The organism is Lactococcus petauri (assembly GCF_002154895.1).
Lineage (GTDB): Bacteria > Bacillota > Bacilli > Lactobacillales > Streptococcaceae > Lactococcus > Lactococcus petauri.
Genome location: NZ_MUIZ01000001.1, coordinates 299722 through 324294, shown reverse-complemented (window position 1 = coordinate 324294; position 24573 = coordinate 299722). Strand labels below are relative to the sequence as shown.

Genomic DNA, 24573 nt, shown 5'->3' with positions numbered 1-24573 from the left:
ATAACATTTAAATTTGGTTATATGAGTGATTTATCACGCTATAATATATATACTTTCTACACATTAAAGGAGAAATAACATGGCAGTATTTGAAAAAGTACAAGACATCATCGCTGACGAACTCGGCAAAGAAAAAGAAGAAGTAACACTCGAAACTTCATTTGAAGAACTCGATGCTGACTCACTTGACCTTTTCCAAATCATTAACGATATCGAAGACGAATTCGATGTTGAAGTAGATACAGAAGCGGACATGAAAACTGTTTCTGATCTCGTTAAATATGTTGAAGCTCAACAATAAGAGAATTAATGGGGTGAAAGCCCCGTTTTTCACTTATAATAAATTTTGAAAATTAGGAAAGTGTCACAAAAATCTAAATTTTGTGAAATCTTAAAAATATGAAAACAGCATTTCTTTTTTCTGGTCAAGGCGCTCAAAAATTGGGTATGGCTAAAGACCTTTATGATGAATTTGACATTGTCAGAGAAACTTTTGATCAAGCAAGTCAAGTCTTGGGTTATAATCTTCGGGAGTTAATCGATAATGATGAAACAAAACTCAACGAGACACAATATACACAACCAGCTATTTTAACAACATCTGTAGCAATCCTTCGTTTGCTTTCAGAACAAGGTATTAAGCCAGATCTTGTGGCTGGACTTTCTTTAGGCGAGTACTCTGCATTGGTAGCCAGTGGTGCACTTGATTTTGTGGAAGCTGTTGCTTTAGTAGCAAAACGTGGTCAATATATGACTGAAGCTGCACCAACAGGATCAGGTAAAATGGTTGCTGTGATGAATACTGAAGCTGCTTTGATCGAAGAAATTTGTGAACAAGCAGCGGAACGTGGAATTGTAAGCCCAGCAAACTATAACACTCCGGCTCAAATTGTTATTGGTGGTCAAGCTGAAGCCGTTGATTACGCTGTTGAACTTCTAAAAGAAGCTGGCGTAAAACGTCTGATTGAGCTGAAAGTATCTGGTCCTTTCCATACAGCCATCTTAAAACCCGCGAGCGAAAAGTTAGCCAAAGAACTTGAACAGGTTAATTTTAATAGTTTTAAGTTGGAACTGATTTCAAATACGACAGCGAAAGTGATGAAAGACTCAGAAGTAAAAGAACTTCTCACGCGTCAAGTTATGGAGCCGGTACGTTTCTACGAATCCATTGAAACAATGAAAGCACTTGGTGTACAGCGCTTTATTGAAGTTGGACCTGGTAAAGTTCTTTCTGGTTTTATAAAAAAAATCGACAAAGAAGCAAGCTTTACGAATGTTGAAGATCTTAATTCATTCAAGGCTTTGGTGACAGAAGAAGCTTAAACTTATTTAATGAGTAAAAGTTGTCACTGTAGAACTTGGTTTGAGAGCAATTAAAAATCATAAGAACAGGAAAAAATAATGGAAATTAAAAATAAAAATGTCTTTGTGACGGGCTCAACACGTGGTATTGGTAAGGCGATTGCTTTACAGTTTGCTCAAGCTGGGGCAAACGTAGTTATCAATGGACGTTCTGCCATTTCTGAAGAACTTTTGTCAGAGTTTACTTCTTTTGGTGTTAAGGCTGTTGGCGTATCTGGTGATATTTCCCAGTCGGAAGATGCTAAACGTATGGTTGCTGAGGCAGTAGATGCTTTGGGGTCGGTTGATGTTTTGGTTAATAATGCGGGAATAACTCGTGATGGTTTATCATTGAAAATGAGCGAAGAAGATTTCGAAGCTGTTTTAAAAATAAATCTCACAGGTGCCTTCAATATGACACAGGCAGTTCTAAAACCAATGACGCGTGCGAGAGAAGGGGCAATTATTAATATTACTTCTGTTGTCGGTTTAATTGGGAATGCCGGCCAAGCTAATTATGCAGCTTCCAAAGCGGGATTGATTGGTTTGACAAAATCAATTGCACGTGAAGTTGCTGGGCGCAATGTCCGCGTCAACGCTGTTGCTCCAGGATTTATCGATTCTGACATGACTGAAGTCCTTTCGGATAAAGTCAAGGATACAATGAAGGCTCAAATCCCAATGAAACGATTTGGTCAACCAGAAGAAGTTGCTACAGTTGTGAAATTCCTTGCAGAGCAAGAATACATGACAGGGCAAGTATTGTCTATTGACGGTGGTATGGCAATGTAGCCTTATATCAGATTAGACTAAAAAGAAGTTTGTAACAAACTCCAAAGGAGAAAAAAATATGAATCGTGTAGTCATTACAGGTTACGGTGTAACCAGTGCTATCGGTAATACACCAGAAGAATTTTGGAATGGCCTAAAATCTGGTCAAACAGGTATCGGTCCAATTACGCGCTTTGATGCTGAAGCGACAGGAATCAGTGTAGCAGCTGAAGTTAAAGATTTTCCATTTGAGAAGCATTTTGAGAAAAAAGATGCCCGTCGTATGGATACTTTCTCACTTTATGCTGTCTATGCGGCTCTTGAAGCTATGGAAATGTCAGGCATAACTCCAGAGAACACAAATTACGATCGTTTGGGCTGTATCATGGCCTCAGGCATCGGTGGCTTGGAGCAGACACAAAAGAACTCACAAGCACTTCTTAAAGGTCCACGTAAAGTAACACCACTTTATGTACCATTGGCAATTGCCAACATGGCGACAGGTAATGTTGCCTTGCGCACAGGTGCTCGTGGTGTGTCGCGTGCTGAAGTAACAGCATGTGCAGCAGGTGCAAACTCTATTGGTTCAGCTTTCCGTGAAATCAAACACGGTTATGCAGATGCTATTATCGCTGGTGGTGCTGAAGCTGCAATTTGTGAGCTTGGTATTGCTGGCTTTGCCAACTTGACTGCTTTGACAAAAGAGGCAGACCCTTCAATTGCTTGCCGTCCATTCGATAAAGACCGTTCGGGCTTTGTGATGGGTGAAGGTGCAGGTGTCTTGATTTTGGAAAGTCTTGAACATGCTCAAGCACGTGGTGCAAATATCTTAGCTGAAATTGTTGGTTATGGTAACACAAACGATGCTTACCATATGACAACTCCATCAGGTGTTGGTGCTGAAAATGCGATGAAGCTTGCTTTAGAAGAAGCAGGGATTTCTGGAGCAGATGTTGATTATATCAATGCACATGGTACATCAACACATGCTAATGAAGAGACGGAAGCAAAAGCTATCCACAATGTTATTGGGGATAAAGCTCTGGTTTCATCAACAAAAGCTTTGCACGGGCATGCTCTCGGAGCGACAGGAGCTATCGAAGCAGTAGCAACTGTACAAGCTATTTTAAATCAGTTTGCACCAGTTAACGCTGGAACAAAAGAATTGGACGAAGGCATGACAATTAATGTCGTTCTTGGCCAAGGTCAAGATGCTGAAATCAATTATGCATTGTCACAAGACTTTGGGTTTGGTGGACACAATGCCGTATTGGCCTTTAAAAAATTCACAGATTAGTTTAAAAGAAAGATAAGCACTCTGCTTTCTTTCTCAGAGTCTAAGTGCACTTTAACTTAGATTGTGGAAAAGAAAGCGAGCGGGATATAAAAATGAATATTAATGAAGTAAAAGATTTGATGACACAGTTTGATGGTTCGAGCTTGCGTGAATTTTCTTGGCGCACAGCAGAAGGAGAACTGTCTTTCTCAAAAAACGAAAATAAAATTCTTGCAGCGCCTACAGGAACAGCACTTCCAGAAACAAAAGTAAGTGCACCAATGCCTGTAAGCGAAAGTTCTACAGAACTTGCAGTAGAAACAGAACTTGTAGAAGAAGTTGCTACAGTAGAAGGTGAAGCAGTAACAAGTCCTTTAGTTGGTGTAGCTTACTTACAACCAGCTCCAGGTAAACCTGAGTTCGTTAGTGTGGGAGATTCAGTTAAAAAAGGTCAAACCTTACTCATCATTGAAGCAATGAAAGTTATGAACGAAATTCCAGCACCTAAAGACGGTGTTATCACTGAAATCATGGTTAATGCTGAAGATGTAGTTGAATTCGGTCAAGAGTTAGTACGCATTAAATAAAGGAGCGGTAAAAATGGCAGAAGTAAATATTGACGTCACAAAAATTATGGAGGCATTGCCTCACCGTTATCCTTTCCTTTTAGTGGATCGTGTTATTGATATCGCGGATGATGAAATTACCGCCATTAAGAATGTGACGATTAACGAGGAATTTTTCCAAGGGCATTTTCCCCAATATCCAGTAATGCCGGGTGTTTTGATTATGGAAGCCTTGGCACAAGCTGCAGGTGTTTTGGAACTTTCAAAACCTGAAAACAAAGGAAAACTCGTATTTTATGCAGGAATGGACAATGTAAAGTATAAAAAACAAGTTGTACCTGGCGATCAATTGATCTTGCATGCAAAATTTATCAAGCGTCGTGGGCCAATTGCTGTTGTTGAAGCGGAAGCTAAGGTTGATGGTAAATTAGCTGCAAAAGGCACACTAACGTTTGCTTTAGGAAAATAAAAAAATAATCAATGCCACAGTTAGTCTGTGGCAACTTTTAAAAGTAAGTATACTTTGAAGTTTCAAAGCTTTGAGTTTACTGATCGTGGCCTTTGCCACTATAATCCCAAATAATGCACCGAGCTCAAGGCCTGGTGACACTCTTTTATACCAGAAACAGAGGATAAAAGAGAAATTGGTAGGAGTTATCAATCTATGTTTAATAAAATTTTAATCGCCAATCGTGGTGAAATTGCTGTACGTATTATCCGTGCGGCACGCGAACTCGGTGTCGCTACTGTTGCCGTATATTCAGAAGCTGACCGTGATGCATTACATGTAGCACTGGCAGATGAAGCTATTTGTATTGGCCCAGCCCGTGCAACAGAGTCTTATCTGAATATGAATAATATTCTAGAAGCCGCTGTTGCTACTGGAGCCCAAGCTATTCATCCAGGTTTTGGTTTTTTGAGTGAAAATTCAAAGTTTGCACGTCTTTGTGAAGAAATGAATATCAAATTTATCGGTCCCTCAGCCCAGGTCATGGATATGATGGGAGATAAAATTAACGCGCGTGCAGAAATGGTCAAAGCAGGCGTTCCTGTTACGCCAGGTTCTGAAGGTGAAGTGTATACGAGTGAAGAAGCACTGGATTTAGCCAATAAGATCGGTTATCCTGTCATGCTGAAAGCCTCAGCCGGTGGTGGCGGAAAAGGTATCCGTAAAGTCAGCAATGCTGAAGAACTCGTCCCCGCTTTCGAAGCAGCTACCGCTGAAGCCAAAGCAGCTTTTGGCAATGGTGCAATGTTTATCGAACGAATGATTTTCCCTGCACGTCATATTGAGGTCCAAATCTTAGCAGACCAACATGGTAATGTTATTCACTTAGGAGAACGTGATTGTTCCCTCCAACGTAATAACCAGAAAGTTCTTGAAGAAAGCCCATCTGTCGCGATTGGACATACTTTACGCGAACGTATCTGCCAAGCAGCTGTCAAAGCAGCAGCGCATGTGAACTATGAAAACGCAGGAACAATTGAGTTTCTTTTGGACGAAGCTTCAGGCGATTTCTTCTTCATGGAAATGAATACACGTGTACAAGTTGAACATCCCGTAACCGAGTTTGTTTCAGGTGTGGATATTGTTAAGGAACAAATTCGAATTGCAGATGGTCAAGAACTGTCTGTGAAACAAGAAGATATTGAGTTCAAAGGACATGCTATTGAGTGCCGTATCAATGCAGAAAATCCAAAATTTAACTTTGCCCCAAGTCCAGGTAAAATCACGAATCTGTTTCTACCAAGTGGTGGTGTAGGCTTACGTGTGGATTCCGCTATGTATACGGGATATACTATTCCACCTTATTATGATTCAATGATTGCAAAAGTCATCGTTCATGGCGAAAATCGTTTTGAAGCCTTGATGAAAATGCAGCGTGCCTTGATGGAATTCGATGTGGAAGGTTTAACAACTAATATTGACTTCCAACTGGAATTAATTTCAGATGATAATGTTATTGCCGGGGATTATGATACTAGCTTTTTAGCCAATACATTTTTGCCGGAATATTTGGAAAAATAAAAGCATGAAGTAACTTGATGAGTAAATCATCAAGTTTTTCTATCCTTGTAAAGTTATGTTGTGATGTAGGTAAAGTATATCTCGCAGTTTTAAACCTCTTGCTATTAGCTTGGTGCGATGTTATAATGAGAGTAAATAAAAAGGACTTGCGCTAACAAGTCCCAAGTAGCCGTATTTAGAGCGGTAGCCGATTTTTTGTTATAAATAACGTCAACGGGCTAAAGTTGGACGTTATTTTTTATTGTCTTTATCATAAACTTTGAGCACTAATAATGCAAATGCAATCATGAGTGTCAAGGTTTCATAAGTTGACAAGAAAAATTGTCGCCTTTCTGCATTGTGAAGTTATCGCCTACAATTTTTCATAAGCATCACCTCCCAGTTGGGCTACCGTCCATAAACTTCTACTTTCATTATTATATCACATGAAAAGCAACTAAAATAGGCCATAATTGGCTTATAATACTCACAGACACAATAAATCCTATCGTCAAACGATGGGAGTTATTTTGTTACAATATTACTTAATGTAACTAAAATGAAATCGTTTTATCTTAAAAGACACAAATGGTATAATGGAATTGGGTCTAACCGTAAAATATAAAAATACTTGATGGGGTAAAATTGATGTCTTATAATCTTTCAGCACAGCACAGCACAGCACAGCACAGCACAGCACAGCACAGCACAGCACAGCACAGCAATAATTTTCTGTCTAGGTGTAAGCTTTCTTTGTTTTAAGGAAAGGGGAAGCTTATGACACCAGAAAAGAAACGGAAATTGCGTAATATTGCACTTCTAACTTTATTAGGCTTAATCGGTGGAACCTTTGCCTTCATAGCCTTCAACCAACAGGTCATTAATGACCGAGCAAATGACATCGCAACCAATGTTACCGGACGTGTGCACGACTACTACAACCGTGACACAGGCAACAAGGATGTCTTTGTCGAAAACTACGGGCATGATGTGGCAGCCAATCCTGTTATGGTGCGCATTCGTCTATCCGAGTACATGGAAATACAAAGACAAGGCGAGGATTATCCCACACCTCTAGTTGATACTGCCCAGCGTGAAAATATCAATACTTGGACCACTTATCTCCCAGAAGAAGGGAACATTAATCAACGTAGAGGAGAAGATTCCTCACAATTTAACCGCTATTCTAACCTGACCTTTGGGCGAGAAGGTACAGCCCCTTGGTACATGCCCACCTTTAATCGTGACCTCGCAGACCTTAGGTCAGCCGCCGCAGGTCATGCCCGTGACTATATCCAAGGTGGTGGTGCAACAGATGCCGAAACAGACGGTAGGACACACCCGGGAGATGGTACAGAGAATTACTGGCAGGAAGGACAAAGCTATGACAATAGCGATGGTGATTGGCCGGGCGAAGCTATTGAGCAAGACACTAAACAACACTTGCAAGAAGACCGCCCACCGATGACTATTGAGCAATGGAACACGCTCTCTATCAGAAACAGAGTGGGAAATTACTGGGTCATTGACCACAATACAGGCTGGGCTTACTGGGCAAATCTTCTGGAGCAAGGTCAAGCCACCTCTTACCTGCTTGATGCGGCTAATATGACTGATGAAGTCGTGACCTCTATTGTCAATGGTTCCTATTATTACGCTATTCATGTGGATAGTCAAGCCATCTCGTCCGTGAATATGGATCGATTTTTGGAGGAAGACACGCAAGGCAATCATGACACACGCTTAGCGGCTTTCCTTGAAGGGGTCAAGAATGGTTTCTATGGCGATGGAAACCCACCAGCAAATGAGAATAATAATCCGAGTGAGTTCCAGTTCCACCTCATGAGTCCGGGGCGTCTCTTTAGAATGTGGGGGCATGACTTCCGTTATCTGGAAAATATGGGAGATGGTTACCATATGATTATCCGTAATGAAACAATTGGGGGAGCGAATTGGAATGACCTAGACAATGTACTGACCAGCTGGTACACTAACGATGTTGTCACAACTGTTCCAGCTATTCGAGCGCAGCGGGAACCGTATATTGCACCAGTAGCCAGCTCTTTCCCTACTACAGGCACTACAGCATTCGTGCCTTGGGAGGGTCCTGACCGTGCGGATGATGGGACTATTCCTAATCTGTCTAACTGGTCTGTTCCTTATGGAGATAGAACAGTAGTTGTCCCAAACGGTGTCCGTCGTGCCTTTGCTCTTTCTGTCGCAGATGTGAATCATTTGACGGCCATAGGCTCTTTCTCTAGTGTGGCAGACCGTGGCACTGGTGCGAATTGGTGGTTACGTACTCCTAATAATCCTACCTTTGGTTGGCGCGTGACTACCGCTGGCGTGTGGGGTCGCAGTAATTACTCCACTCCAGGTACTGCAGTTCGTCCAGCCCTTATTATTCATCAGCAACCCTAATTCCATTTTTCATCGTGAAAATACAAAAAACAGAAAGTTCCCACTTTCTGTTTTTTTATTTATCAATATTATCCTCTTTCACAAAGTAATTTGGACGTTGTTTGGTTTCGAGGAAGACCTTAGAAAGGTATTTTCCAATGATACCGAGAGATAAAAGTTGTAATCCACCAAGCATAAGAATAAGAATAATCAGAGTAGGAAAACCTTGTACAATTTCGCCCCAGATGATGGTTTTCAAAGCATAAAAAAGGCTCATACAAAGCGAGATAAGGAAGCTAATAAAACCGATAAAGGTAGCTAGGCTAAGTGGGGCATCTGAAAAGTTAATGATACCGTCAATTGAGTAGTGCAACAAGCCCCAAAAGCTCCAAGAGGTTTTGCCAGCTACCCGCTCGACATTATTGTATTCCAAATAGAAAACATCGTAACCCACCCAAGAAAAGAGACCTTTAGAAAAACGATTGTGTTCAGGTAGCTCGAGGATGCTATCAACGACTTGCCGTGTCATCAAGCGATAGTCTCGCGCTCCATCCACCATTTGAGTGCTTGAGATTGTGTTCATAATCTTATAAAAAGCTCGAGCAAAAATTGAACGAATAAAGGGCTCATCTTTCCGTGAAATTCTTCGTGTTCCCACAATATCGTAACCTTCTTGAAGCTTATCATACATCTCGTTGAGCATACTTGGGGGATCTTGAAGGTCAGCGTCCATCACAGTTACAAAATCACCTGAAGCAGCACGAAGACCTGCCAAAAGCGCTGCCTCTTTACCGAAATTTCTCGAAAAGCTAATATATTTAACATTGGGATGCTTTTGACTCAGCGTTTTTATCACATCAAGTGTACGATCAGAAGAACCATCATTTATAAAATAAAAGGTTTTATCAAGTGGTAAGTCTAAAGTTTGGGCATTAACTTCATCAAAAAAGAGTTCAATCGTTTCTTCCTCGTTATAAGTAGGAACGATAATCGATAAAGTTTTATTTTTCATGAAAAACTCCCTTCTTCTTGATGAGAAATACGTACATAGACCTTGTATTTTAATAGAATTAAACTCTTCATATTATAACATAGTTTGAAAGAGGTAAAGGAAGTTATGACGAAGTTTTGGCGAAATGAATACGTGTGTGTTCTTATATAATTCCGCCATTTTTGGACACTTATCTAGTTCTTGACGAATTTAATTTTTGCGTGTATAATTATATAATTAGACAATTAAAATAAAAAGAACGTAAGCAGATAGAAATCTGCTTAAAGACGTTCGTTATCAAGATGTAAAAATTTTTGATACAAAGGAGAAATAATTGGCTCTCTTTCAAAAGAAAAAATATATTAAAATTAACCCTAATCGTTCAACAGTTCAGGGAGAAATGACAAAGCCTGAAGTGCCTGACGAGCTTTTTGCTAAATGCCCGGCCTGCAAACACAGTATTTACAGCCAAGACCTTGGTGCAAGTAAAATCTGTCCGCACTGTAGCTACAACTTCCGTATTACTGCGCCAGAACGTTTGAAGCTTTTAGTTGATTCAGACTCATTTACAGAAATGTTCACTGGAATTGAAAGTGAAAATCCGCTAGATTTCCCCAACTATAGGGAAAAACTTGCAGCGATTAAGGAGAAGACCGGGCTGGATGAAGCTGTAATGACTGGCACAGCGATGATTAAAGGCCAAAAAGTGGCTTTAGCAATCATGGATTCAACTTTTATTATGGCTTCTATGGGGACTGTTGTCGGTGAAAAAATCACACGACTTTTTGAAATGGCAACTGCTGAAAAACTTCCAGTGGTTATTTTTACGGCTTCTGGTGGTGCACGGATGCAAGAAGGAATTATGTCTTTGATGCAGATGGCGAAAATCTCAGCAGCTGTCAAGAAACATTCTAATGCGGGTTTGCTCTACATTACAGTGTTAACGGATCCGACAACAGGCGGGGTAACAGCTTCTTTTGCCATGCTTGGCGATATTATCTTGGCTGAGCCACAATCTTTGGTTGGTTTTGCGGGACGTCGTGTGATTGAACAGACAGTGCGTCAAACGCTACCTGATGACTTCCAAAAAGCAGAATTTCTGTTGAAACATGGCTTTGTCGATGCGATTGTTAAACGTCAAGAAATGCGTGAGAAATTAGCCTTACTCTTGAAATTTCACGGAGGTGTAAAAAATGTCTGATATAGCAGAAATTATTAACAAAGCACGTGCTAACGATCGCGTTTCAGTACGGGAAATTATTTCAGAAATTTTTACGGACTTTTTTGAACTTCATGGCGATCGTCAGTTTACAGATGACGAAGCTATTGTTGGAGGGATTGCAACTTTTCAAGACAGAGCTGTCACCGTCATTGGTATTCAAAAAGGAAAAAATCTTGAAGAAAATTTAGCAACAAACTTTGGTCAACCTAGTCCTAATGGTTACCGAAAAGCCTTGCGATTAATGAAGCAAGCAGAGAAGTTTAAGCGTCCAATCATTACTTTTGTCAACACTGCCGGGGCTTATCCAGGGATTGAAGCAGAAGAACGTGGGCAGGGTGAAGCGATTGCGCGCAACCTTTATGAGATGTCCGATTTGAAAGTTCCTGTTTTAACTTTTATCACTGGTGAGGGTGGTTCTGGTGGAGCCTTAGCTTTAGCAGTCGCAAACAAGGTTTATATGTTGGAAAATGCCATGTATTCGGTTCTTTCTCCAGAAGGTTTTGCAACAATCTTGTGGAAAGATGGCTCACGTCGTGATGAAGCAGCCGATTTGATGAAAATAAAAGCTGAAGATCAGCTTGAAATGGGTATCGTTGAGGGTGTTGTTCAAGAAGAAAACCTTATGGAAAACTTGAAAACGATTATTGAAAAAGATCTCAACAGCTTGGTACAACTTTCAGAAGAAGAACTTCAAGAAAGCCGCTACCAACGTTTTAGAAAATATTAATTTTATACAAGCAAGTAAGATATAATTGCTTGTTTTTTTGTAAAAAAAACGCTCTATGAACGTTTTAATTATCCTTTTTTCCGAATAAAGCGGAAGCTACAAGTACAACAATAATTGCACCAACGATTGAAGGGATGAGTGACATTCCAGCCAATTGTGGTCCCCAGTTTCCTAAAAGCTTTTGTCCAACAAATGAGCCTAAAAGACCCGCCACAATATTTGCAATACAGCCCATACTTGAGCCTTTTGATGTGATTGCTCCAGCGGCCATACCAATGAGAGCACCAACTATAAGTGACCAAATCATAAAATAATCTCCTTAATTTATATTCTTATCTTATTTTAACATAATCTTTATTTTCTTTAAAATTGCATCCCCCTGTAAAAGTAATAAAAACGAGCAGCTTTGCCCTAGTTTTTGTTAAAATAGAGAACAAGGGAGGATGACAAATGTACGACTTTTATGAATATCCTAAATGTTCAACTTGCCGTAAGGCAAAGGCGACTTTGGATAATCTAGATATTGATTATAATGCTATCGATATTAAGCTAACCCCACCAACAGCTGAGCAATTTGAAAAATGGTTTGCAGAGGTTCCTGTTAAAAAGTTTTTCAACACCAGTGGCTTGGTTTATCGTGAGATGGGCTTAAAAGACAAGTTAGCAGACTTGAGCGAGCACGAAGCAGCGGAACTCTTAGCTTCCAATGGGATGTTGGTTAAGCGCCCACTGATTGTTAAAGATGATAAAATTATTTTGATAGGTTTTAAAGAAGAAGCGTATCAAGAGCTTGCACATTAAGAAAGAAAAGCACGACAAAAGTCGTGCTTTTTAGATATTGATTTCTAAAACGATGGGAACATGATCTTGACGAGCACCTGAATCTAAAGGTTCTGCGCGTGTAATCTGCTCGGCAATGCGGTCAGAAACCAGCCAATAATCGATTCTCCAGCCAGAATTATTGATTTTAGCTGTACGAGAGCGTTGAGCAAACCATGTGTAGATACTACGGTCTGGCGCATAGTAACTTTCTACATTGCCATGAATTTTACGGAAGCTGTCTGTAAATCCAGCAGCTAATAAAAGCCCAAACTTTTCACGTTCTTGATCAGTAAATCCGGCAGAATTACGGTTTCCTTTAGGATTGGCAAGATCGATTTCTGTGTAAGCAGCATTAAAATCACCACATGCTAAGACAGGTTTTTGGAGGTCAAGCATTTGTAAGTAGGCGCGATATTGATCATCCCATTGTCCACGTAAGTCCAAACGGTTAAGACCATCACCCGCATTTGGTGTGTAAACTGTTGTGATGAAAAACTCGGGGAATTCTAAGGTGATGATACGACCTTCGCTATCCATGGGCTCTGGCGCTCCAATCTCAGGCATGGTGATGATTGGTTCAGGCAAACTTTTCTTATAAAGAAACATCGTTCCCGAGTAACCTTTACGTGCAGGTGGTGTACTGATACGGTGAACAATTTCATATTCTGGGAAATGGCTGGCTAAAACATCAAATACTTTGTTTGTTTTTTTGAGGTCACCATTGAGCTTGGTTTCTTGAATAGCGATAACATCGGCTTCAGATGTGGCAAGTTGGTCAACCACAGCCATTGATAGAGCTGCACGATCACTCGTACCGGTCAATGCCGCGTTCAACGAATCAATATTCCATGAGATAAATTTGTAAGTCATAATAAAATCCTTTTGTCTTTATTAGGTTAATTATAACATACCTTATCGATTGGCAAATAACACGGGAAACTGAGAGTAAATTTATTTTAGCGAAAAATCAGTAAAACTTATTTAGAATAAGATTTACTTGAAAAGGATATGCTATAATAGAAACAAGGCTTTTTTCAATCTACAATTGGAAAAATACTAATCAAGTGGCTTTCATTAGGGCACGAATTAGGAGAAAAAAATGACTGAAAACAAAAACTTTTATATCACAACGCCGATTTATTATCCCTCAGGAAAATTACATCTCGGTTCAAGCTACACAACGATTGCTTGTGATGTTCTCGCACGTTACAAACGTTTGATGGGCTTTGACACCTTTTATTTAACAGGCCTTGATGAACACGGCATGAAAATTCAACGTAAGGCTGAAGAGTTGGGAATGACACCTAAAGAATATTTGGACCCAATGGCGGAAGATGTTAAAGAACTGTGGAAAATGCTGGATATTTCTTATGACAAATTTATCCGTACTACAGATAAATATCATGAAGAAGCTGTTCAAAAGGCATTTGAACAACTTCTAGCACAAGACGATATCTACTTGGATAAATATGCGGGTTGGTATTCTGTTTCTGATGAAGAGTTCTTTACGGAGACACAGTTGGAAGAAGTTTACCATGATGCAGACGGTAAAGTCATTGGTGGTAAAGCACCATCAGGGCACGAAGTAGAATGGGTCGAAGAAGAGTCATATTTCTTCCGTATGAGCAAGTATGCGGACTGGCTCTTAAGTTATTATGAATCACATCCAGATTTTATCCAACCTGAGATTCGCAAAAATGAGATGATCAACAATTTCATCAAACCGGGCTTGGAAGACTTGGCTGTGAGTCGTACGACCTTCACTTGGGGGATTCCTGTAAAATCCAATCCGAAACACGTGGTTTATGTTTGGCTTGATGCCTTGCTTAACTATGTAACTGCTTTAGGTTATGGTTCAGATGATACCAGCAAACTAGATAAATTCTGGCCCGGTGTGAATATGGTCGGAAAAGAAATCGTACGTTTCCACACTATTTACTGGCCAATCATGCTCCATGCTTTAGGTATGCAACCACCAAAACAAGTCTTTGGTCATGGATGGTTGGTGATGAAAGACGGTAAAATGTCAAAATCTAAAGGAAATGTCGTTTATCCTGATATGTTGGTGAATCGCTATGGTTTAGACCCAGTGCGTTATTATCTCATGCGCGCATTACCTTTTGGTTCTGATGGTGTCTTCTCACCAGAAGACTTTATTGACCGTATCAACTATGATTTGGCAAATGATCTTGGAAACTTACTCAATCGTACAGTTGCTATGGTCAACAAATATAATGGTGGTGTTTTGGTTAAGAATGACGCAACAACAGAATTTGATGCTGCCTTGGAAACAGTTCTTGCTGAAACTTTGGAAAAATTCCACACAGCTATGGATAAGTTTGAATTCAATGTTGCTTTAAATGAAGTTTGGGTTCTTATCTCACGTACAAACAAATATATCGATGAAACAGCGCCTTGGGTCCTTGCAAAATCAGAAGATGACAAAGATAAACTTAATAATGTGCTTTATCATTTAGCAGAAAATCTTCGTGTTGTTGCGGCACTCTTGCAACCTTTCATGCGTGCAACAAGCAAGAAGATTTTTGGTCAATTAGGTTTAACTGAAGAAGAGTTTTCTTTAGAAGATTTAGCTTTTGGTTACGAATTTACGCATAAAGTTGTAGAAAAAGGTGAACCTGTCTTCCCTCGTTTGGATAAGGAAGAAGAAGTAGAATACATCAAGTTACAAATGGCTGGTGGAAAACTTCCTGAAAAAGAATGGGTGCCAGAGGATGTTAAACTCAATCTTACTTTACCAGAAATTAAGTTTGATGATTTTGAAAAGATTGAGTTGAAGGTCGCTGAAGTTCTGGAAGTCAGCCGTGTTGAAGGTTCAGATCGTTTGCTTCGCTTTAAGTTAGATGCAGGTGATGAAGAACCACGTCAAATCTTGTCAGGAATTGCCGAATTTTATCCTAACGAACAAGACTTTGTCGGTAAAAAATTACAAATCGTGGCGAATTTAAAACCACGTAAAATGATGAAGAAATATGTCAGTCAAGGGATGATTCTCTCTGCTGAATTTGATGGTAAGTTGCGTGTGCTTGAAGCGCCTGCTGACGTACCTGCCGGATCATTAATCGGGTAATAAAAATAGAGAGCAAGAAGTGCTCTCTGTTTTTATTTTTTACGCTTGCCCATTTGTTTCAATCCGAGATTAAAAAATTTAATATAAATTTTAGGATGCGCACGCGCTGTATGTACCATCATACGGTCCAAAAAGGAGTTGTAATAACGAGCTTGAGCTTTCTTATCTGTTGCAGCTTTATAAAAAACTTGTGCCAAATCCGCCGAAGTTGCTGAACTCCCAAAGTTACCACTGAGTGCTGCGCGTACAGTTTGAACTAAGGGCTGGTAAGGGCTATCTGGATGAAGATTTTTTTCGGCATTTTCCATAGCGATGGTACTCCAGTTGGAAGCAGTACCGCCTGGTTGTACAACGATTGATCGAATGCCAAAAGCTTTAACTTCCGTATCAAGAACATCAGACCATTGTTGCATTGCAGCTTTCGTCGCATGATAAAAAGCACCTAGCGGCATGTAGACATCACCACCGATACTTGAAATGTTAACGATTCGTCCAAAGTGTTGTTGACGCATGATGGGAAGGACCAACTGTGTCAATTCTACAGCTCCAAAGAAATTTGTCTCAAACTGTTTGCGAACATTTTCCATGGGAATTTCTTCAGCGGGACCATACTCACCGTAGCCGGCATTATTAATTAACACATCGATTCGTCCTGCATGATTAATGATATGTTGGATAAAGTTTTGGTTACTTTTGCTGTCTGTAACATCAAGTTTTAGTGGGATAATTCCCTCATCAGTGGGGATTTTTTCAACACGACGTGCGCCAGCATAAACCTGCCAACCGCGTTGAGCAAAAGTTTTGGCGGCTTCATAACCCATGCCGTTTGATGCACCGGTGATGATAACAATTTTTTGATTATTTTCTGTATTTTTCATAGCTTCATTCTAGTTGAAGCACAGCATCTTGTCAAGTTGAAACAAAAAATGACAAAATAAAGCACAAAATGTTAAAATTAAAACACTACTAATATAAGAAGAGAGATTCAGTTTCAGAAAGGAATTAAAGATGACATTTGAAGAAATTCTTCCAGAACTTAAGGCTGGAAAAAAAATAGTACGCACAGGCTGGGGAGGCGCAGAAAACTATGTTGCCTTATATGACAGTATTACACTTGATAATGGTGAAAAACTGCAAGTTACCCCTTACTTTCTGATTAATGTCACAGGAGAAGGTGAAGGTTTTAGCATGTGGGCGCCTACACCTTGTGACGTATTGGCGACAGACTGGATTTTAGTGAATGACTAATCAAAAATTTAAAGGGAAAAAGGTTCTAGTAACAGGAGCAGCCAGCGGAATTGGTCAAGCCCAAGCGCAGGCTTTTATACAAGCAGGTGCAGAAGTTATTGGCGTGGACTTACAAGAATTCACTGCAGATTTTAGGACTATCGTCTGTGATGTTTCCTCTCCTGAAAAGGTAGCACAATTAGCCGCACAGGTAGGTGAAATTGATATCTTGCTTAATACAGCAGGTCGGCTCGATGACTATCGGACGATGGAAGATACGGACTTTTCACTTTGGAAAAAAATCCTAGCAACTAATCTTGACAGTATGTTTCTCGTGACCTCTGCCTTTTTGCCTCAAATGAAAAAGCAAAAGTCTGGTGTAATCATCAATATGGCTTCAGTTGCCGGTCTAGTTGCCGGTGGTGGAGGTATTGCCTATACTGCAAGCAAGCATGCTATTGTTGGTTTTACAAAGCAACTTGCCTTAGATGAAGCGCAGCATGGTATCCAAGTTGCCGGTATTGCTCCTGGCGCCATCGATACACCGATGAACGCTAAGGACTTTACTGAAAATAATGGAGAAATGGCAAAATGGGTAGCAAAAGAAACTCCAGCAAAACGCTGGGCAAAACCTCAAGAAGTTGCAGATTTGACCCTATTTCTAGCCAGTCCAGAAAGTTCCTATTTGACGGGGGCAGTGGTTCCTATCGATGGCGGCTGGACAATCAAATAAAAACTCAGTCTTTAAGGCTGAGCTTTTTTATACCTCAGAGAAGTCTTTTCATTCTTCCAGAAAATTGATATAATATAAAAGTTGCAAATTATCAGCAATCCTCAGGACTTTTAACCTTTGCCTGAGCATATTACAGGCGGTATTCAGCCGCTAAAGGAGAAAAAATTGAAAAAATCTACTGTTTACGACATGGTGACGATTGCCATTGTTGCTGCTCTTTACGTTGTCCTTACGATGACACCACCACTCAATGCCATTTCATATGGTCCCATGCAATTTAGGATTTCAGAAATGCTCAACTTTACAGCCTTCTTTAATAAAAAATATATTATTGCTGTGACTATTGGATGTATGATTTCAAACTTCCTCAGCTTTACTTGGGTTGATGTTATTGTGGGTGGTCTGTCAACGCTTATCTTCTTGACTTTAGGAGTGCTACTTTTTGAACGCTATATGAAACAGTACTTTTTCAATGGTCAGCTTAATAAAGCCTTTTTCTACTTTGCAATATTTTTCTCAATCAGTATGGTAACTATCGCTTTGGAAATGCATTTTCTTTTCGGAATGCCTTTCTTCTGGACCTGGTTTACATTAGCTGTGGGTGAATTTGCAAGTTTGCTTATTGGTGCAATTATTATGGATAAACTGGGCAAGCGGATTGATTTGACCAGATAAAATAAGAGAATAAAAAAAGCAGTGTGTCTAGAGGACGCTCTGCTTTTTGGGTGTCTAAATAAAGTTCCAATGTTTAAAGGCATTCACAATACCTTTTTCTGTATTTTTACTGCTGATAAAATCAGCGATTTCTTTGAGTTCAGGTACCGCGTTACCCATAGCTGTACCATGATCTGCAGCAGCTAAAAGATGCAAATCATTTCGTCCATCACCGAAAGCATAGGTTTCCCCCTTAAAGTTGAGGACGTCCTTCACATGTGTAATCCCAGTACCTTTATTGGTCGAGATGTTTGTAATATCGATAGAAGTAGGAGCATTCATAAAGAAATTAAGCTCGGGCATCTGTGCTTTGTAATAATCCACTTGTGACAGTTTATCAGTCAATAACAAGAGCATATTGACTTCTTCTGATTTGTAACCTTCGGGGTCAATCTCGGGAAGTGGCATATGTGTATAAGCATAAGCTTGACGGACAAAATCCGTATGACGATCTACCCAATAGCCCTCTTTGCCATAAAAGGCAAGTGCTTCGTCTTGCTCGATAGCTAACGTGTGTAATTTTTCGATGTTTTCAATTGAAATAGGATCTTTATATATCGTTTGGCCATCTAAAACAATATATTGTCCATTCATAGCAACAGCACCGGTGATGCCAGTGGCTGCCATAATATTGTCAAGCTCAAAATGTCCACGTCCTGTGGCAATAAAGGGAAGGACACCATTACGGCGAATTTCGTGAATAGCATCGATGACATCAGGGTCTAGCTGACTCTGTCCGTTAAGTAAAGTTCCGTCAAGGTCAAAAAAGGCTAAAGCCTTGTAAGCGTTTATATTTTCCATAAGTTCATTGTATCACAATAGTATATTCTATTGTTAATAATCTTCTTTTAGTATTATCTATCCTGGATTATTTCAAAACCACTCTAAAAGTTATAAGTCAGAATTTTTTAAATAATATACGATAAATGTTAAGATGAACTTATAGCATAGAATGAAACGAAAGGATGTGGTTGTTTTGAGGAAATATCTGATTCTCTCTGGACTAGCCTTTGTTCTTTTAGTAGGCTGTTCCAAACAAGATAATCAAAGTTCTCATGAAGGCGAAGCTAAACAAAGCACTACGATTTCGACTTCACAAAAGGCAGCATCCACCAACGAAAAGGCAACTTCGAAAAAAGAGGAGGTCAAACCGATGAAAGTTTTAGAGGCTGTAACAGAAAAGAAGAGCTTATCTGAAATTGAAAAAAGTATCAAAGCTAATCAGTCAGATATTAATGAGAGAAATGCACAAGGAGAATCACCTTTACTTATCGCGACTCATGAAAATAATGTTGCCCTAGCTCAGCTATTGATAGATAATGGGGCAGATGTTAATTTACAAGATCACATTCAAGATTCGCCTTACCTTTACGCAGCGGCTCAAGGTAAAACCGAAATCCTGCGATATATTTTGCAGCACAGTAAACCTAACCAAAAAGTCTATAACCGCTTTGGAGGAAATGCTTTGATTCCAGCAGCTGAAAAAGGACATTTAGAAAATGTAAAAATGTTACTGGAAGACGGTCAAGTGGATATTGATCATCAAAATAATTATGGATATACAGCATTGATTGAAGCAGTGGCATTGAGAGATGGTTCAGCACACTATCAAGAAATCGTGAAGACCCTCTTGCAATATAAAGCAAACACTGAATTACGTGACAACAATAATTTAACAGCCTTAGATTATGCCAAACAGCTCGGATATTCAGGTATGATTAATTTATTAAGTTAAATAACATGGATATAAATCAGTTCAATGAGAAAAAAGTGATAAAAAACAAAAATTTTAAACTTTTTATTGGACTTTGATATGAAAATATCTTATAATAAAGAAAAGGAGGCGTTTACAATGAGAGAAAATTACAAAAATATTTTAGTCGCAGTAGATGGATCTGACCAAGCAAATCAAGCTATCCAAGAAGCTATTGAGATTTCTAAAAGAAACCAAGCATCTTTATTTGTAGTACATGCTAAAGATGTTGCGCAACTTTATGGCACAGCTTACATCATGCCAGCTGTTTTGGAAGAAGCGGAAAAACAATCAACAGAAATTCTTGATGAAGCAGGAAAACTTATTGGTGACAAAGTTGAGTACAAAGCTTTTCAAGTGAGTGGTTCTCCTAAAAAAGAAATCGTTGATTTTGCTGAGGAAAATGATATTGACTTGATTGTTATGGGTTCAACAGGTAAAGGCGCTATTGACCGTGTACTTGTGGGATCAACTGCAAGTTATGTTGTTAACCATGCACCATGTAATGTTATGGTTGTAAAATAATGAAGCAAGATAAAAGTCGAAAGCACAAGCTTTCGGCTTTTTAATGTCTTAAAAAGCCAGTATTGAAAGATAAGCCTGTAAAATGTTACAATAAAGAGTAATATTAAGTTTTAGAACAGAGAAATAACATGCCCGCAAAAAGAACAACAAAAAGTAAATCAAAACCAAAAGCGAAGCGTTCAACAGCAAAGAAACCATCGACTAAAAAGTCAAATACTAAATTTTGGACGGCTAATAAAAAAATGGCGGCTTTTTTTGGGAGCTTTATTATCATTTTATTTGCTTTAGCACGTTTGGGCTTATTTGGTGTCTTTTTATATAATGTCACCCGACTGGCTGTAGGATCATTAGCAATCACTTTCTTATTAATCGTTTTATTCGTCATGTTTATGACGGTTTTCAAAAAGGATTTCTTTCGTGAAAACAAACGCTTTTTACCAGGGTTAGCTCTCTTTTTCTTTGGACTTCTTCTTGTTTTTCATGCAAGATATGATGTCCTGTCTCCCAATAAAAATGCTTTAGTTTTAGCAATGTCTGATCTGAAAAAAGGACAGGTGACGCATTTTCTTGGCGGTGGTTTTTTAGGAGACTTGTTTTTTGGTCCAGCTAAAGCCCTCTTTTCCGTAATAGGTGTTTATATTATTGTGGGAATTCTGTGGCTTGTCGCATTGTATCTTATGGCACCCGCTTTGATTGCACGGCTACGCATTTTTCTTAAAAGAAATATAAGCGAAACACGTACGCGTATGGCAGATCGTGCTGAAGCAAAACGTGCAGCAGCACTCTTAGAAGAAAAAGCCAAAGCTCAAGAAGAAGCTGAAAGAAACTTACGGGCGATGGAAGCAGAAGAAGTTCCTCTCCCCAGTGAACCCCTGTTTGAAGAAAGTACAACTTCCGACTTTTCCGAAATTCCTATAGCTATTCCTGATACGCCAGTATCACCTACAAAAGAAATGGGGGCTATACAACCGCAAGAGGAAGTAGAGGATGACCAAGAGCCAATCAGTTTTGAACGTTCTGTTGACAACGAGTTTTATCAACTTCCGACAATTGATTTATTGGAAGAAATTCCAACAAAAAATCAAGCGGGAGAACGAGAAAATGTCCGCAAAAATATTCAAATCCTAGAGCGAACATTAGAATCCTTCAAGATTTCAGCATCAGTTGAATCTGCTGTTGTAGGCCCATCCGTTACCAAGTACGAAATTAAATTAGCTACCGGGGTGAAAGTTTCGCGTGTTGTCAACTTATCAGATGATCTAGCTTTAGCTCTGGCAGCAAAGGATGTACGGATTGAGGCACCAATACCTGGGAAATCCCTTATCGGTATCGAAATTCCTAACAGTGAAGTTGCAACCGTTGGTTTCCGTGAACTTTGGGAAAATGCTCAACCCAAAACGAACAGTTTGCTCGAGTTGCCTTTAGGAAAAGCTTTAGACGGTACGATTCACACTTTTGATATGACACGGATGCCTCACTTACTTGTAGCAGGTTCTACAGGTTCAGGTAAGTCGGTTGCTGTGAACGGTATTATCACTTCTATCCTGATGAAAGCCTTGCCTAGTGAGGTTAAATTCTTGATGGTCGATCCTAAAATGGTTGAACTTTCTGTTTATAACGATATTCCTCATCTTCTTATTCCTGTGGTAACGAACCCTCGTAAAGCATCACGTGCCTTACAAAAGGTGGTAGATGAAATGGAAAACCGCTATGAACTCTTTAGTCAAGCAGGGGTACGTAATATTGCAGGTTATAATGAAAAAATAGAAAAATACAATGCACAGTCGAATGAAAAATATCAAACCTTACCATTAATCGTCGTTATTGTCGATGAGCTCTCTGACTTGATGATGGTAGCCAGTAAGGAAGTTGAAGACGCGATTATCCGTCTTGGACAAAAAGCGCGTGCAGCTGGTATCCATATGATTTTAGCAACGCAACGTCCATCCGTTGATGTCATCTCTGGCTTGATTAAGGCAAATGTTCCTTCACGTGTCGCTTTTGCTGTATCCAGCGGGACGGATTCTCGCACAATCATTGATACAAATGGTGCAGAGAAACTTTTAGGACGGGGGGATATGCTCTTTAAACCCATTGATGAAAATCATCCTGTACGTTTACAAGGTGCCTTCTTATCAGATTCTGATGTTGAGTCAGTCGTGAACTTTATTAAAAATCAATCCCAAGCTGACTATGATGAAAGCTTTGATCCTGGTGAAGCTGAAGAAGACAGCAGCCGTGGCACAGCAGCACCATCAAATTCAGCTGATCCCTTGTTTGAAGAAGCGCGCAATATGGTTATTTCTGCTCAAAAAGCCTCGACGGCCCAGTTGCAACGTGCGCTTAAAGTCGGTTTCAACCGCGCTTCCGATCTGATGAATGAACTGGAGGCAGCAGGTATTGTCGGCCCAGCCAAAGGTACAACACCACGAAAAGTTCTCGTTACAAAAGATGGAGAATTTTTAGAAGGACAGGAGTTTGACGAAGCATGAGCGCTTTTGAAGAATTAGAAAAAATAAAAAAAGCAGGTCTGCCTCAAATATTGGTACTTTACGGAGAGGAAGAAGACCTTGTTCAAGAACTAAAAAGTCGACTTTTAGAGTATGTCCATTTTGACAGTACGGACTTAGGGCAAGCCTATTTTGACCTGAATAATGCCAATGCAAATCTTGCCTTAGAAGAGCTAGAGAGTTTGCCTTTCTTTGTTGAGCAAAAGCTGGTTATTTTAGAAAATCTCACAAATCTTACAACAGTAAAAAAAGCGGTTTTTGATGAAAAACAGACAGTGCGTTTTGAAAATTTTTTGAATGATCCAGTCGAAACTACACAGCTGATTCTTATTTTACATGGTAAGTTAGATAGTCGACTGAAACTCACGAAAAAGCTAAAAGCACAAGCCACTCTGCTCGAAGCACAAGAACTAAAACCTCAAGAGTTAAGTCGAGTTTTTGCCGATACAGGCCTTTCTGGAAATATTCTCCAAAGGATATTTGAAAAATCAAATTTTTCTTTTCCAGTAATCAAACAAAACATCTCCTTGTTAAAAACATATGTGGGAGAACGAGCAATCACTCTTGCGGATGTCGAAAAAGTTGTTCCTAAATCTCTCCAAGATAATATTTTTTTGTTAACTGACTTGATTTTGAAGGGTGATGTGAATCAAGCACGTGATTTAGTACATGATTTGACTTTGCAAGGTGAGGAGTTAATCAAAATATTGGTTATTTTGACAAATTCCTTCCGGCTTTATTATCAGGTAAAACTGATGCAAAATAAAGGTTGGAATGAACAGAAACAAACTTCTTATCTTAAAATTCACCCCTATCGTGTCAAGTTAGCAAACCAGCAAGTACGTAATATGCAGGAAAACTTTCTGGCACAAGCTACATTGTCCCTCATTGAACTTGATTATAAAATAAAAAGCTCAGGAGTAGATGCAAATTATTTGTTTGATTTAGCCTTGATTAAGTTAGCTTTGAAAGACTTATAACAAGCCATTTATCCGGATATTTGCCAGTGGATAATTGACTTGAAAAATTAAAAAATTTCTGCTATGATTAAAGATGATAAAACTTTGATATGAAATGATAAAAGAGGACGATATGGCAACATTTAAATTTACACCTAAAGATATCTATGAAGCTGACTTTGGAACAAAAATGCGTGGTTATGATAAAGAAGAAGTTGACGAGCTCCTCGATGACGTCATTCAAGATTACGAAGCTTTTCAAGCAGAATTATTGCGCTTGCAAGAAGAAAACGAGTTTTTGAAGAAAAAAATCGTAGAACTTGAATCTCAAGCAAGTCGTCCTAACCAAGCAAATTTGGAAGAAACACAACGTTTGGATAACATGAGCCGCGTGGTTTCAAGCCGAATCAATAAACCAAAAACAGAAATTGGTCAACCAAGTAATTTTGAGCTTCTTAAACGGATTAACCGTTTGGAACAAGCTGTTTTTGGTCCAGGAAGTACTTCAAGTGAAGAAGCATAAAGCTGACTTCATAATTTAATGAAAAAGAAAAAAACAGTTTTTGGATAACTGCGTGATACCTTTGGTATCATGAGGAAAGTCCATGCTCGCACGGGCTGCGATGCCCGTAGTGTTTGTGCTTGGTGAAATAATAAACCAAGGTAGGAGTGTCATGCCTAACGGCTGAAGAAAGTGCTAAGTCTTTTGATATGCATGAGTATTCTGTAAAAGTGCCAAAGAGACGAGGCTTACTGGAAACGGTAAGATTGGAACGTGGTAAACCCCTCAAGCGAGCAACCCAAACTTATGGTCGGGGCACTTGACTAGCCGAATTGAAGGCGTGGTCGAGGGGGAAGACTATCTTCCCCAGACAGATGGTTATCGACGGTCGCAAGACCTGAACAAAACATGGCTTATAGAAAACTGTATGACACGCTG

At 39.5% G+C, this 24573-nt stretch carries 25 protein-coding genes, 1 other RNA gene and 1 riboswitch; of the genes, 21 read left to right on the top strand and 5 right to left on the bottom strand.

Translation table 11 applies throughout. From position 1 onward, the window contains the following. Nucleotides 1-79: 79 nt before the first annotated feature. From BZZ03_RS01715 to BZZ03_RS01680, 8 genes are all read left to right on the top strand, one after another. Complete coding sequence (locus BZZ03_RS01715; protein ID WP_003135454.1) at nucleotides 80-301, top strand: acyl carrier protein; 222 nt, start codon at nucleotides 80-82, stop codon at nucleotides 299-301. Between the two features lie 98 nt (nucleotides 302-399). Next, nucleotides 400-1323 carry an ACP S-malonyltransferase gene (gene fabD / locus BZZ03_RS01710; RefSeq protein WP_086582223.1) on the top strand — a complete coding sequence of 308 codons (924 nt, stop codon included), beginning with the start codon at nucleotides 400-402 and terminating at the stop codon, nucleotides 1321-1323. 78 nt (nucleotides 1324-1401) lie between these two features. Then, on the top strand, nucleotides 1402-2133 hold the full coding sequence (gene fabG, locus BZZ03_RS01705; protein ID WP_061413474.1) for a 3-oxoacyl-[acyl-carrier-protein] reductase: 732 nt from the start codon (nucleotides 1402-1404) through the stop codon (nucleotides 2131-2133). Nucleotides 2134-2191: 58 nt separating this feature from the next. Next, complete coding sequence (fabF, locus tag BZZ03_RS01700) at nucleotides 2192-3409, top strand: beta-ketoacyl-ACP synthase II (RefSeq protein ID WP_019293792.1); 1218 nt, start codon at nucleotides 2192-2194, stop codon at nucleotides 3407-3409. 92 nt (nucleotides 3410-3501) lie between these two features. Next, nucleotides 3502-3975 (top strand): acetyl-CoA carboxylase biotin carboxyl carrier protein, encoded by a 474-nt coding sequence (accB, locus tag BZZ03_RS01695; protein WP_019293791.1) that lies wholly within the window; start codon nucleotides 3502-3504, stop codon nucleotides 3973-3975. Nucleotides 3976-3988: 13 nt separating this feature from the next. Then, complete coding sequence (gene fabZ / locus BZZ03_RS01690; RefSeq protein WP_004258779.1) at nucleotides 3989-4423, top strand: 3-hydroxyacyl-ACP dehydratase FabZ; 435 nt, start codon at nucleotides 3989-3991, stop codon at nucleotides 4421-4423. A 195-nt stretch (nucleotides 4424-4618) separates the two neighbouring features. Next, nucleotides 4619-5983: an acetyl-CoA carboxylase biotin carboxylase subunit gene (locus BZZ03_RS01685; RefSeq protein ID WP_019293790.1), complete on the top strand. Its 1365-nt coding sequence runs from the start codon at nucleotides 4619-4621 to the stop codon at nucleotides 5981-5983. A gap of 756 nt (nucleotides 5984-6739) precedes the next feature. Next, nucleotides 6740-8383, top strand: coding sequence for a DUF6273 domain-containing protein (locus tag BZZ03_RS01680; protein ID WP_086582221.1), 1644 nt, complete (start codon nucleotides 6740-6742; stop codon nucleotides 8381-8383). 55 nt (nucleotides 8384-8438) lie between these two features. Here the strand turns inward: BZZ03_RS01680 and BZZ03_RS01675 are convergent, their stop codons facing one another. Continuing rightward, on the bottom strand, nucleotides 8439-9374 hold the full coding sequence (locus BZZ03_RS01675; protein ID WP_086582219.1) for a glycosyltransferase family 2 protein: 936 nt from the start codon (nucleotides 9372-9374) through the stop codon (nucleotides 8439-8441). Between the two features lie 313 nt (nucleotides 9375-9687). Between BZZ03_RS01675 and accD the strand changes: the two genes are divergently transcribed. Further along, nucleotides 9688-10554, top strand: a complete 867-nt coding sequence (gene accD / locus BZZ03_RS01670; RefSeq protein ID WP_061413471.1) for an acetyl-CoA carboxylase, carboxyltransferase subunit beta — start codon at nucleotides 9688-9690, stop codon at nucleotides 10552-10554. Then, nucleotides 10547-11302 carry an acetyl-CoA carboxylase carboxyl transferase subunit alpha gene (gene accA / locus BZZ03_RS01665; RefSeq protein ID WP_086582218.1) on the top strand — a complete coding sequence of 252 codons (756 nt, stop codon included), beginning with the start codon at nucleotides 10547-10549 and terminating at the stop codon, nucleotides 11300-11302. Before accD ends, accA begins: the two co-directional genes overlap by 8 nt. 64 nt (nucleotides 11303-11366) lie before the next feature. On the opposite strand, the gene BZZ03_RS01660 is transcribed toward accA, so the two are convergent. Next, nucleotides 11367-11609 (bottom strand): GlsB/YeaQ/YmgE family stress response membrane protein, encoded by a 243-nt coding sequence (locus tag BZZ03_RS01660; RefSeq protein WP_017368954.1) that lies wholly within the window; start codon nucleotides 11607-11609, stop codon nucleotides 11367-11369. Between the two features lie 143 nt (nucleotides 11610-11752). Between BZZ03_RS01660 and BZZ03_RS01655 the strand changes: the two genes are divergently transcribed. After that, nucleotides 11753-12103 (top strand): arsenate reductase family protein, encoded by a 351-nt coding sequence (locus BZZ03_RS01655; RefSeq protein ID WP_019335674.1) that lies wholly within the window; start codon nucleotides 11753-11755, stop codon nucleotides 12101-12103. Nucleotides 12104-12133: 30 nt separating this feature from the next. Here the strand turns inward: BZZ03_RS01655 and BZZ03_RS01650 are convergent, their stop codons facing one another. Then, nucleotides 12134-12994 carry an exodeoxyribonuclease III gene (locus BZZ03_RS01650; RefSeq protein ID WP_086582216.1) on the bottom strand — a complete coding sequence of 287 codons (861 nt, stop codon included), beginning with the start codon at nucleotides 12992-12994 and terminating at the stop codon, nucleotides 12134-12136. Between the two features lie 229 nt (nucleotides 12995-13223). Between BZZ03_RS01650 and metG the strand changes: the two genes are divergently transcribed. Further along, nucleotides 13224-15212, top strand: a complete 1989-nt coding sequence (gene metG, locus BZZ03_RS01645; RefSeq protein WP_061413465.1) for a methionine--tRNA ligase — start codon at nucleotides 13224-13226, stop codon at nucleotides 15210-15212. A 32-nt stretch (nucleotides 15213-15244) separates the two neighbouring features. On the opposite strand, the gene BZZ03_RS01640 is transcribed toward metG, so the two are convergent. After that, nucleotides 15245-16090 carry an SDR family NAD(P)-dependent oxidoreductase gene (locus tag BZZ03_RS01640; protein WP_086582214.1) on the bottom strand — a complete coding sequence of 282 codons (846 nt, stop codon included), beginning with the start codon at nucleotides 16088-16090 and terminating at the stop codon, nucleotides 15245-15247. 130 nt (nucleotides 16091-16220) lie between these two features. On the opposite strand from BZZ03_RS01640, the gene BZZ03_RS01635 reads away from it, so the two are divergent. From BZZ03_RS01635 to BZZ03_RS01625, 3 genes are all read left to right on the top strand, one after another. Beyond that, complete coding sequence (locus BZZ03_RS01635; RefSeq protein ID WP_004258747.1) at nucleotides 16221-16460, top strand: DUF2829 domain-containing protein; 240 nt, start codon at nucleotides 16221-16223, stop codon at nucleotides 16458-16460. Continuing rightward, entirely contained in the window at nucleotides 16453-17172 is a 720-nt protein-coding gene (locus BZZ03_RS01630; protein WP_086582212.1) for a 3-oxoacyl-ACP reductase, read from the top strand. The genes BZZ03_RS01635 and BZZ03_RS01630 overlap by 8 nt, the downstream gene beginning before the upstream one ends. A gap of 63 nt (nucleotides 17173-17235) precedes the next feature. After that, nucleotides 17236-17339, top strand: a riboswitch (PreQ1 riboswitch). Continuing rightward, nucleotides 17338-17847: a QueT transporter family protein gene (locus BZZ03_RS01625; RefSeq protein ID WP_019293781.1), complete on the top strand. Its 510-nt coding sequence runs from the start codon at nucleotides 17338-17340 to the stop codon at nucleotides 17845-17847. It overlaps the preceding riboswitch by 2 nt. A gap of 54 nt (nucleotides 17848-17901) precedes the next feature. Here BZZ03_RS01625 and BZZ03_RS01620 read toward each other — a convergent pair whose 3' ends face one another. Further along, the gene (locus BZZ03_RS01620) at nucleotides 17902-18687 is read right to left on the bottom strand and encodes a Cof-type HAD-IIB family hydrolase (RefSeq protein ID WP_019293780.1); all 786 of its coding nucleotides are present in this window, start codon (nucleotides 18685-18687) and stop codon (nucleotides 17902-17904) included. A 151-nt stretch (nucleotides 18688-18838) separates the two neighbouring features. Here BZZ03_RS01620 and BZZ03_RS01615 point away from each other — a divergent pair, with 151 nt between their 5' ends. From BZZ03_RS01615 to rnpB, 6 genes are all read left to right on the top strand, one after another. Then, on the top strand, nucleotides 18839-19621 hold the full coding sequence (locus tag BZZ03_RS01615) for an ankyrin repeat domain-containing protein (protein WP_086582210.1): 783 nt from the start codon (nucleotides 18839-18841) through the stop codon (nucleotides 19619-19621). Between the two features lie 117 nt (nucleotides 19622-19738). Further along, nucleotides 19739-20164 (top strand): universal stress protein, encoded by a 426-nt coding sequence (locus BZZ03_RS01610; protein ID WP_019293778.1) that lies wholly within the window; start codon nucleotides 19739-19741, stop codon nucleotides 20162-20164. 128 nt (nucleotides 20165-20292) lie between these two features. Continuing rightward, nucleotides 20293-22656 carry a DNA translocase FtsK gene (locus BZZ03_RS01605; protein ID WP_086582208.1) on the top strand — a complete coding sequence of 788 codons (2364 nt, stop codon included), beginning with the start codon at nucleotides 20293-20295 and terminating at the stop codon, nucleotides 22654-22656. After that, nucleotides 22653-23654, top strand: coding sequence for a DNA polymerase III subunit delta (holA, locus tag BZZ03_RS01600; protein ID WP_086582207.1), 1002 nt, complete (start codon nucleotides 22653-22655; stop codon nucleotides 23652-23654). Before BZZ03_RS01605 ends, holA begins: the two co-directional genes overlap by 4 nt. Nucleotides 23655-23766: 112 nt before the next feature. Beyond that, nucleotides 23767-24156: a cell division regulator GpsB gene (locus tag BZZ03_RS01595; RefSeq protein ID WP_061413453.1), complete on the top strand. Its 390-nt coding sequence runs from the start codon at nucleotides 23767-23769 to the stop codon at nucleotides 24154-24156. A 36-nt stretch (nucleotides 24157-24192) separates the two neighbouring features. After that, nucleotides 24193-24556: RNase P RNA component class B (gene rnpB, locus BZZ03_RS01590), an RNA gene on the top strand. The last annotated feature ends 17 nt before the right edge of the window (nucleotides 24557-24573 follow it).

What these genes read in the sequence shown, in the direction of transcription:
- BZZ03_RS01715 (WP_003135454.1), top strand. Translation starts at nt 80, where the DNA reads ATGGCAGTATTTGAAAAAGTACAAGACATCATCGCTGACGAACTCGGC.
- fabD (WP_086582223.1), top strand. Translation starts at nt 400, where the DNA reads ATGAAAACAGCATTTCTTTTTTCTGGTCAAGGCGCTCAAAAATTGGGT.
- fabG (WP_061413474.1), top strand. Translation starts at nt 1,402, where the DNA reads ATGGAAATTAAAAATAAAAATGTCTTTGTGACGGGCTCAACACGTGGT.
- fabF (WP_019293792.1), top strand. Translation starts at nt 2,192, where the DNA reads ATGAATCGTGTAGTCATTACAGGTTACGGTGTAACCAGTGCTATCGGT.
- accB (WP_019293791.1), top strand. Translation starts at nt 3,502, where the DNA reads ATGAATATTAATGAAGTAAAAGATTTGATGACACAGTTTGATGGTTCG.
- fabZ (WP_004258779.1), top strand. Translation starts at nt 3,989, where the DNA reads ATGGCAGAAGTAAATATTGACGTCACAAAAATTATGGAGGCATTGCCT.
- BZZ03_RS01685 (WP_019293790.1), top strand. Translation starts at nt 4,619, where the DNA reads ATGTTTAATAAAATTTTAATCGCCAATCGTGGTGAAATTGCTGTACGT.
- BZZ03_RS01680 (WP_086582221.1), top strand. Translation starts at nt 6,740, where the DNA reads ATGACACCAGAAAAGAAACGGAAATTGCGTAATATTGCACTTCTAACT.
- BZZ03_RS01675 (WP_086582219.1), bottom strand. Translation starts at nt 9,374, where the DNA reads ATGAAAAATAAAACTTTATCGATTATCGTTCCTACTTATAACGAGGAA.
- accA (WP_086582218.1), top strand. Translation starts at nt 10,547, where the DNA reads ATGTCTGATATAGCAGAAATTATTAACAAAGCACGTGCTAACGATCGC.
- BZZ03_RS01660 (WP_017368954.1), bottom strand. Translation starts at nt 11,609, where the DNA reads ATGATTTGGTCACTTATAGTTGGTGCTCTCATTGGTATGGCCGCTGGA.
- BZZ03_RS01655 (WP_019335674.1), top strand. Translation starts at nt 11,753, where the DNA reads ATGTACGACTTTTATGAATATCCTAAATGTTCAACTTGCCGTAAGGCA.
- BZZ03_RS01650 (WP_086582216.1), bottom strand. Translation starts at nt 12,994, where the DNA reads ATGACTTACAAATTTATCTCATGGAATATTGATTCGTTGAACGCGGCA.
- metG (WP_061413465.1), top strand. Translation starts at nt 13,224, where the DNA reads ATGACTGAAAACAAAAACTTTTATATCACAACGCCGATTTATTATCCC.
- BZZ03_RS01640 (WP_086582214.1), bottom strand. Translation starts at nt 16,090, where the DNA reads ATGAAAAATACAGAAAATAATCAAAAAATTGTTATCATCACCGGTGCA.
- BZZ03_RS01635 (WP_004258747.1), top strand. Translation starts at nt 16,221, where the DNA reads ATGACATTTGAAGAAATTCTTCCAGAACTTAAGGCTGGAAAAAAAATA.
- BZZ03_RS01630 (WP_086582212.1), top strand. Translation starts at nt 16,453, where the DNA reads ATGACTAATCAAAAATTTAAAGGGAAAAAGGTTCTAGTAACAGGAGCA.
- BZZ03_RS01620 (WP_019293780.1), bottom strand. Translation starts at nt 18,687, where the DNA reads ATGGAAAATATAAACGCTTACAAGGCTTTAGCCTTTTTTGACCTTGAC.
- BZZ03_RS01615 (WP_086582210.1), top strand. Translation starts at nt 18,839, where the DNA reads ATGAAACGAAAGGATGTGGTTGTTTTGAGGAAATATCTGATTCTCTCT.
- BZZ03_RS01610 (WP_019293778.1), top strand. Translation starts at nt 19,739, where the DNA reads ATGAGAGAAAATTACAAAAATATTTTAGTCGCAGTAGATGGATCTGAC.
- BZZ03_RS01605 (WP_086582208.1), top strand. Translation starts at nt 20,293, where the DNA reads ATGCCCGCAAAAAGAACAACAAAAAGTAAATCAAAACCAAAAGCGAAG.
- holA (WP_086582207.1), top strand. Translation starts at nt 22,653, where the DNA reads ATGAGCGCTTTTGAAGAATTAGAAAAAATAAAAAAAGCAGGTCTGCCT.
- BZZ03_RS01595 (WP_061413453.1), top strand. Translation starts at nt 23,767, where the DNA reads ATGGCAACATTTAAATTTACACCTAAAGATATCTATGAAGCTGACTTT.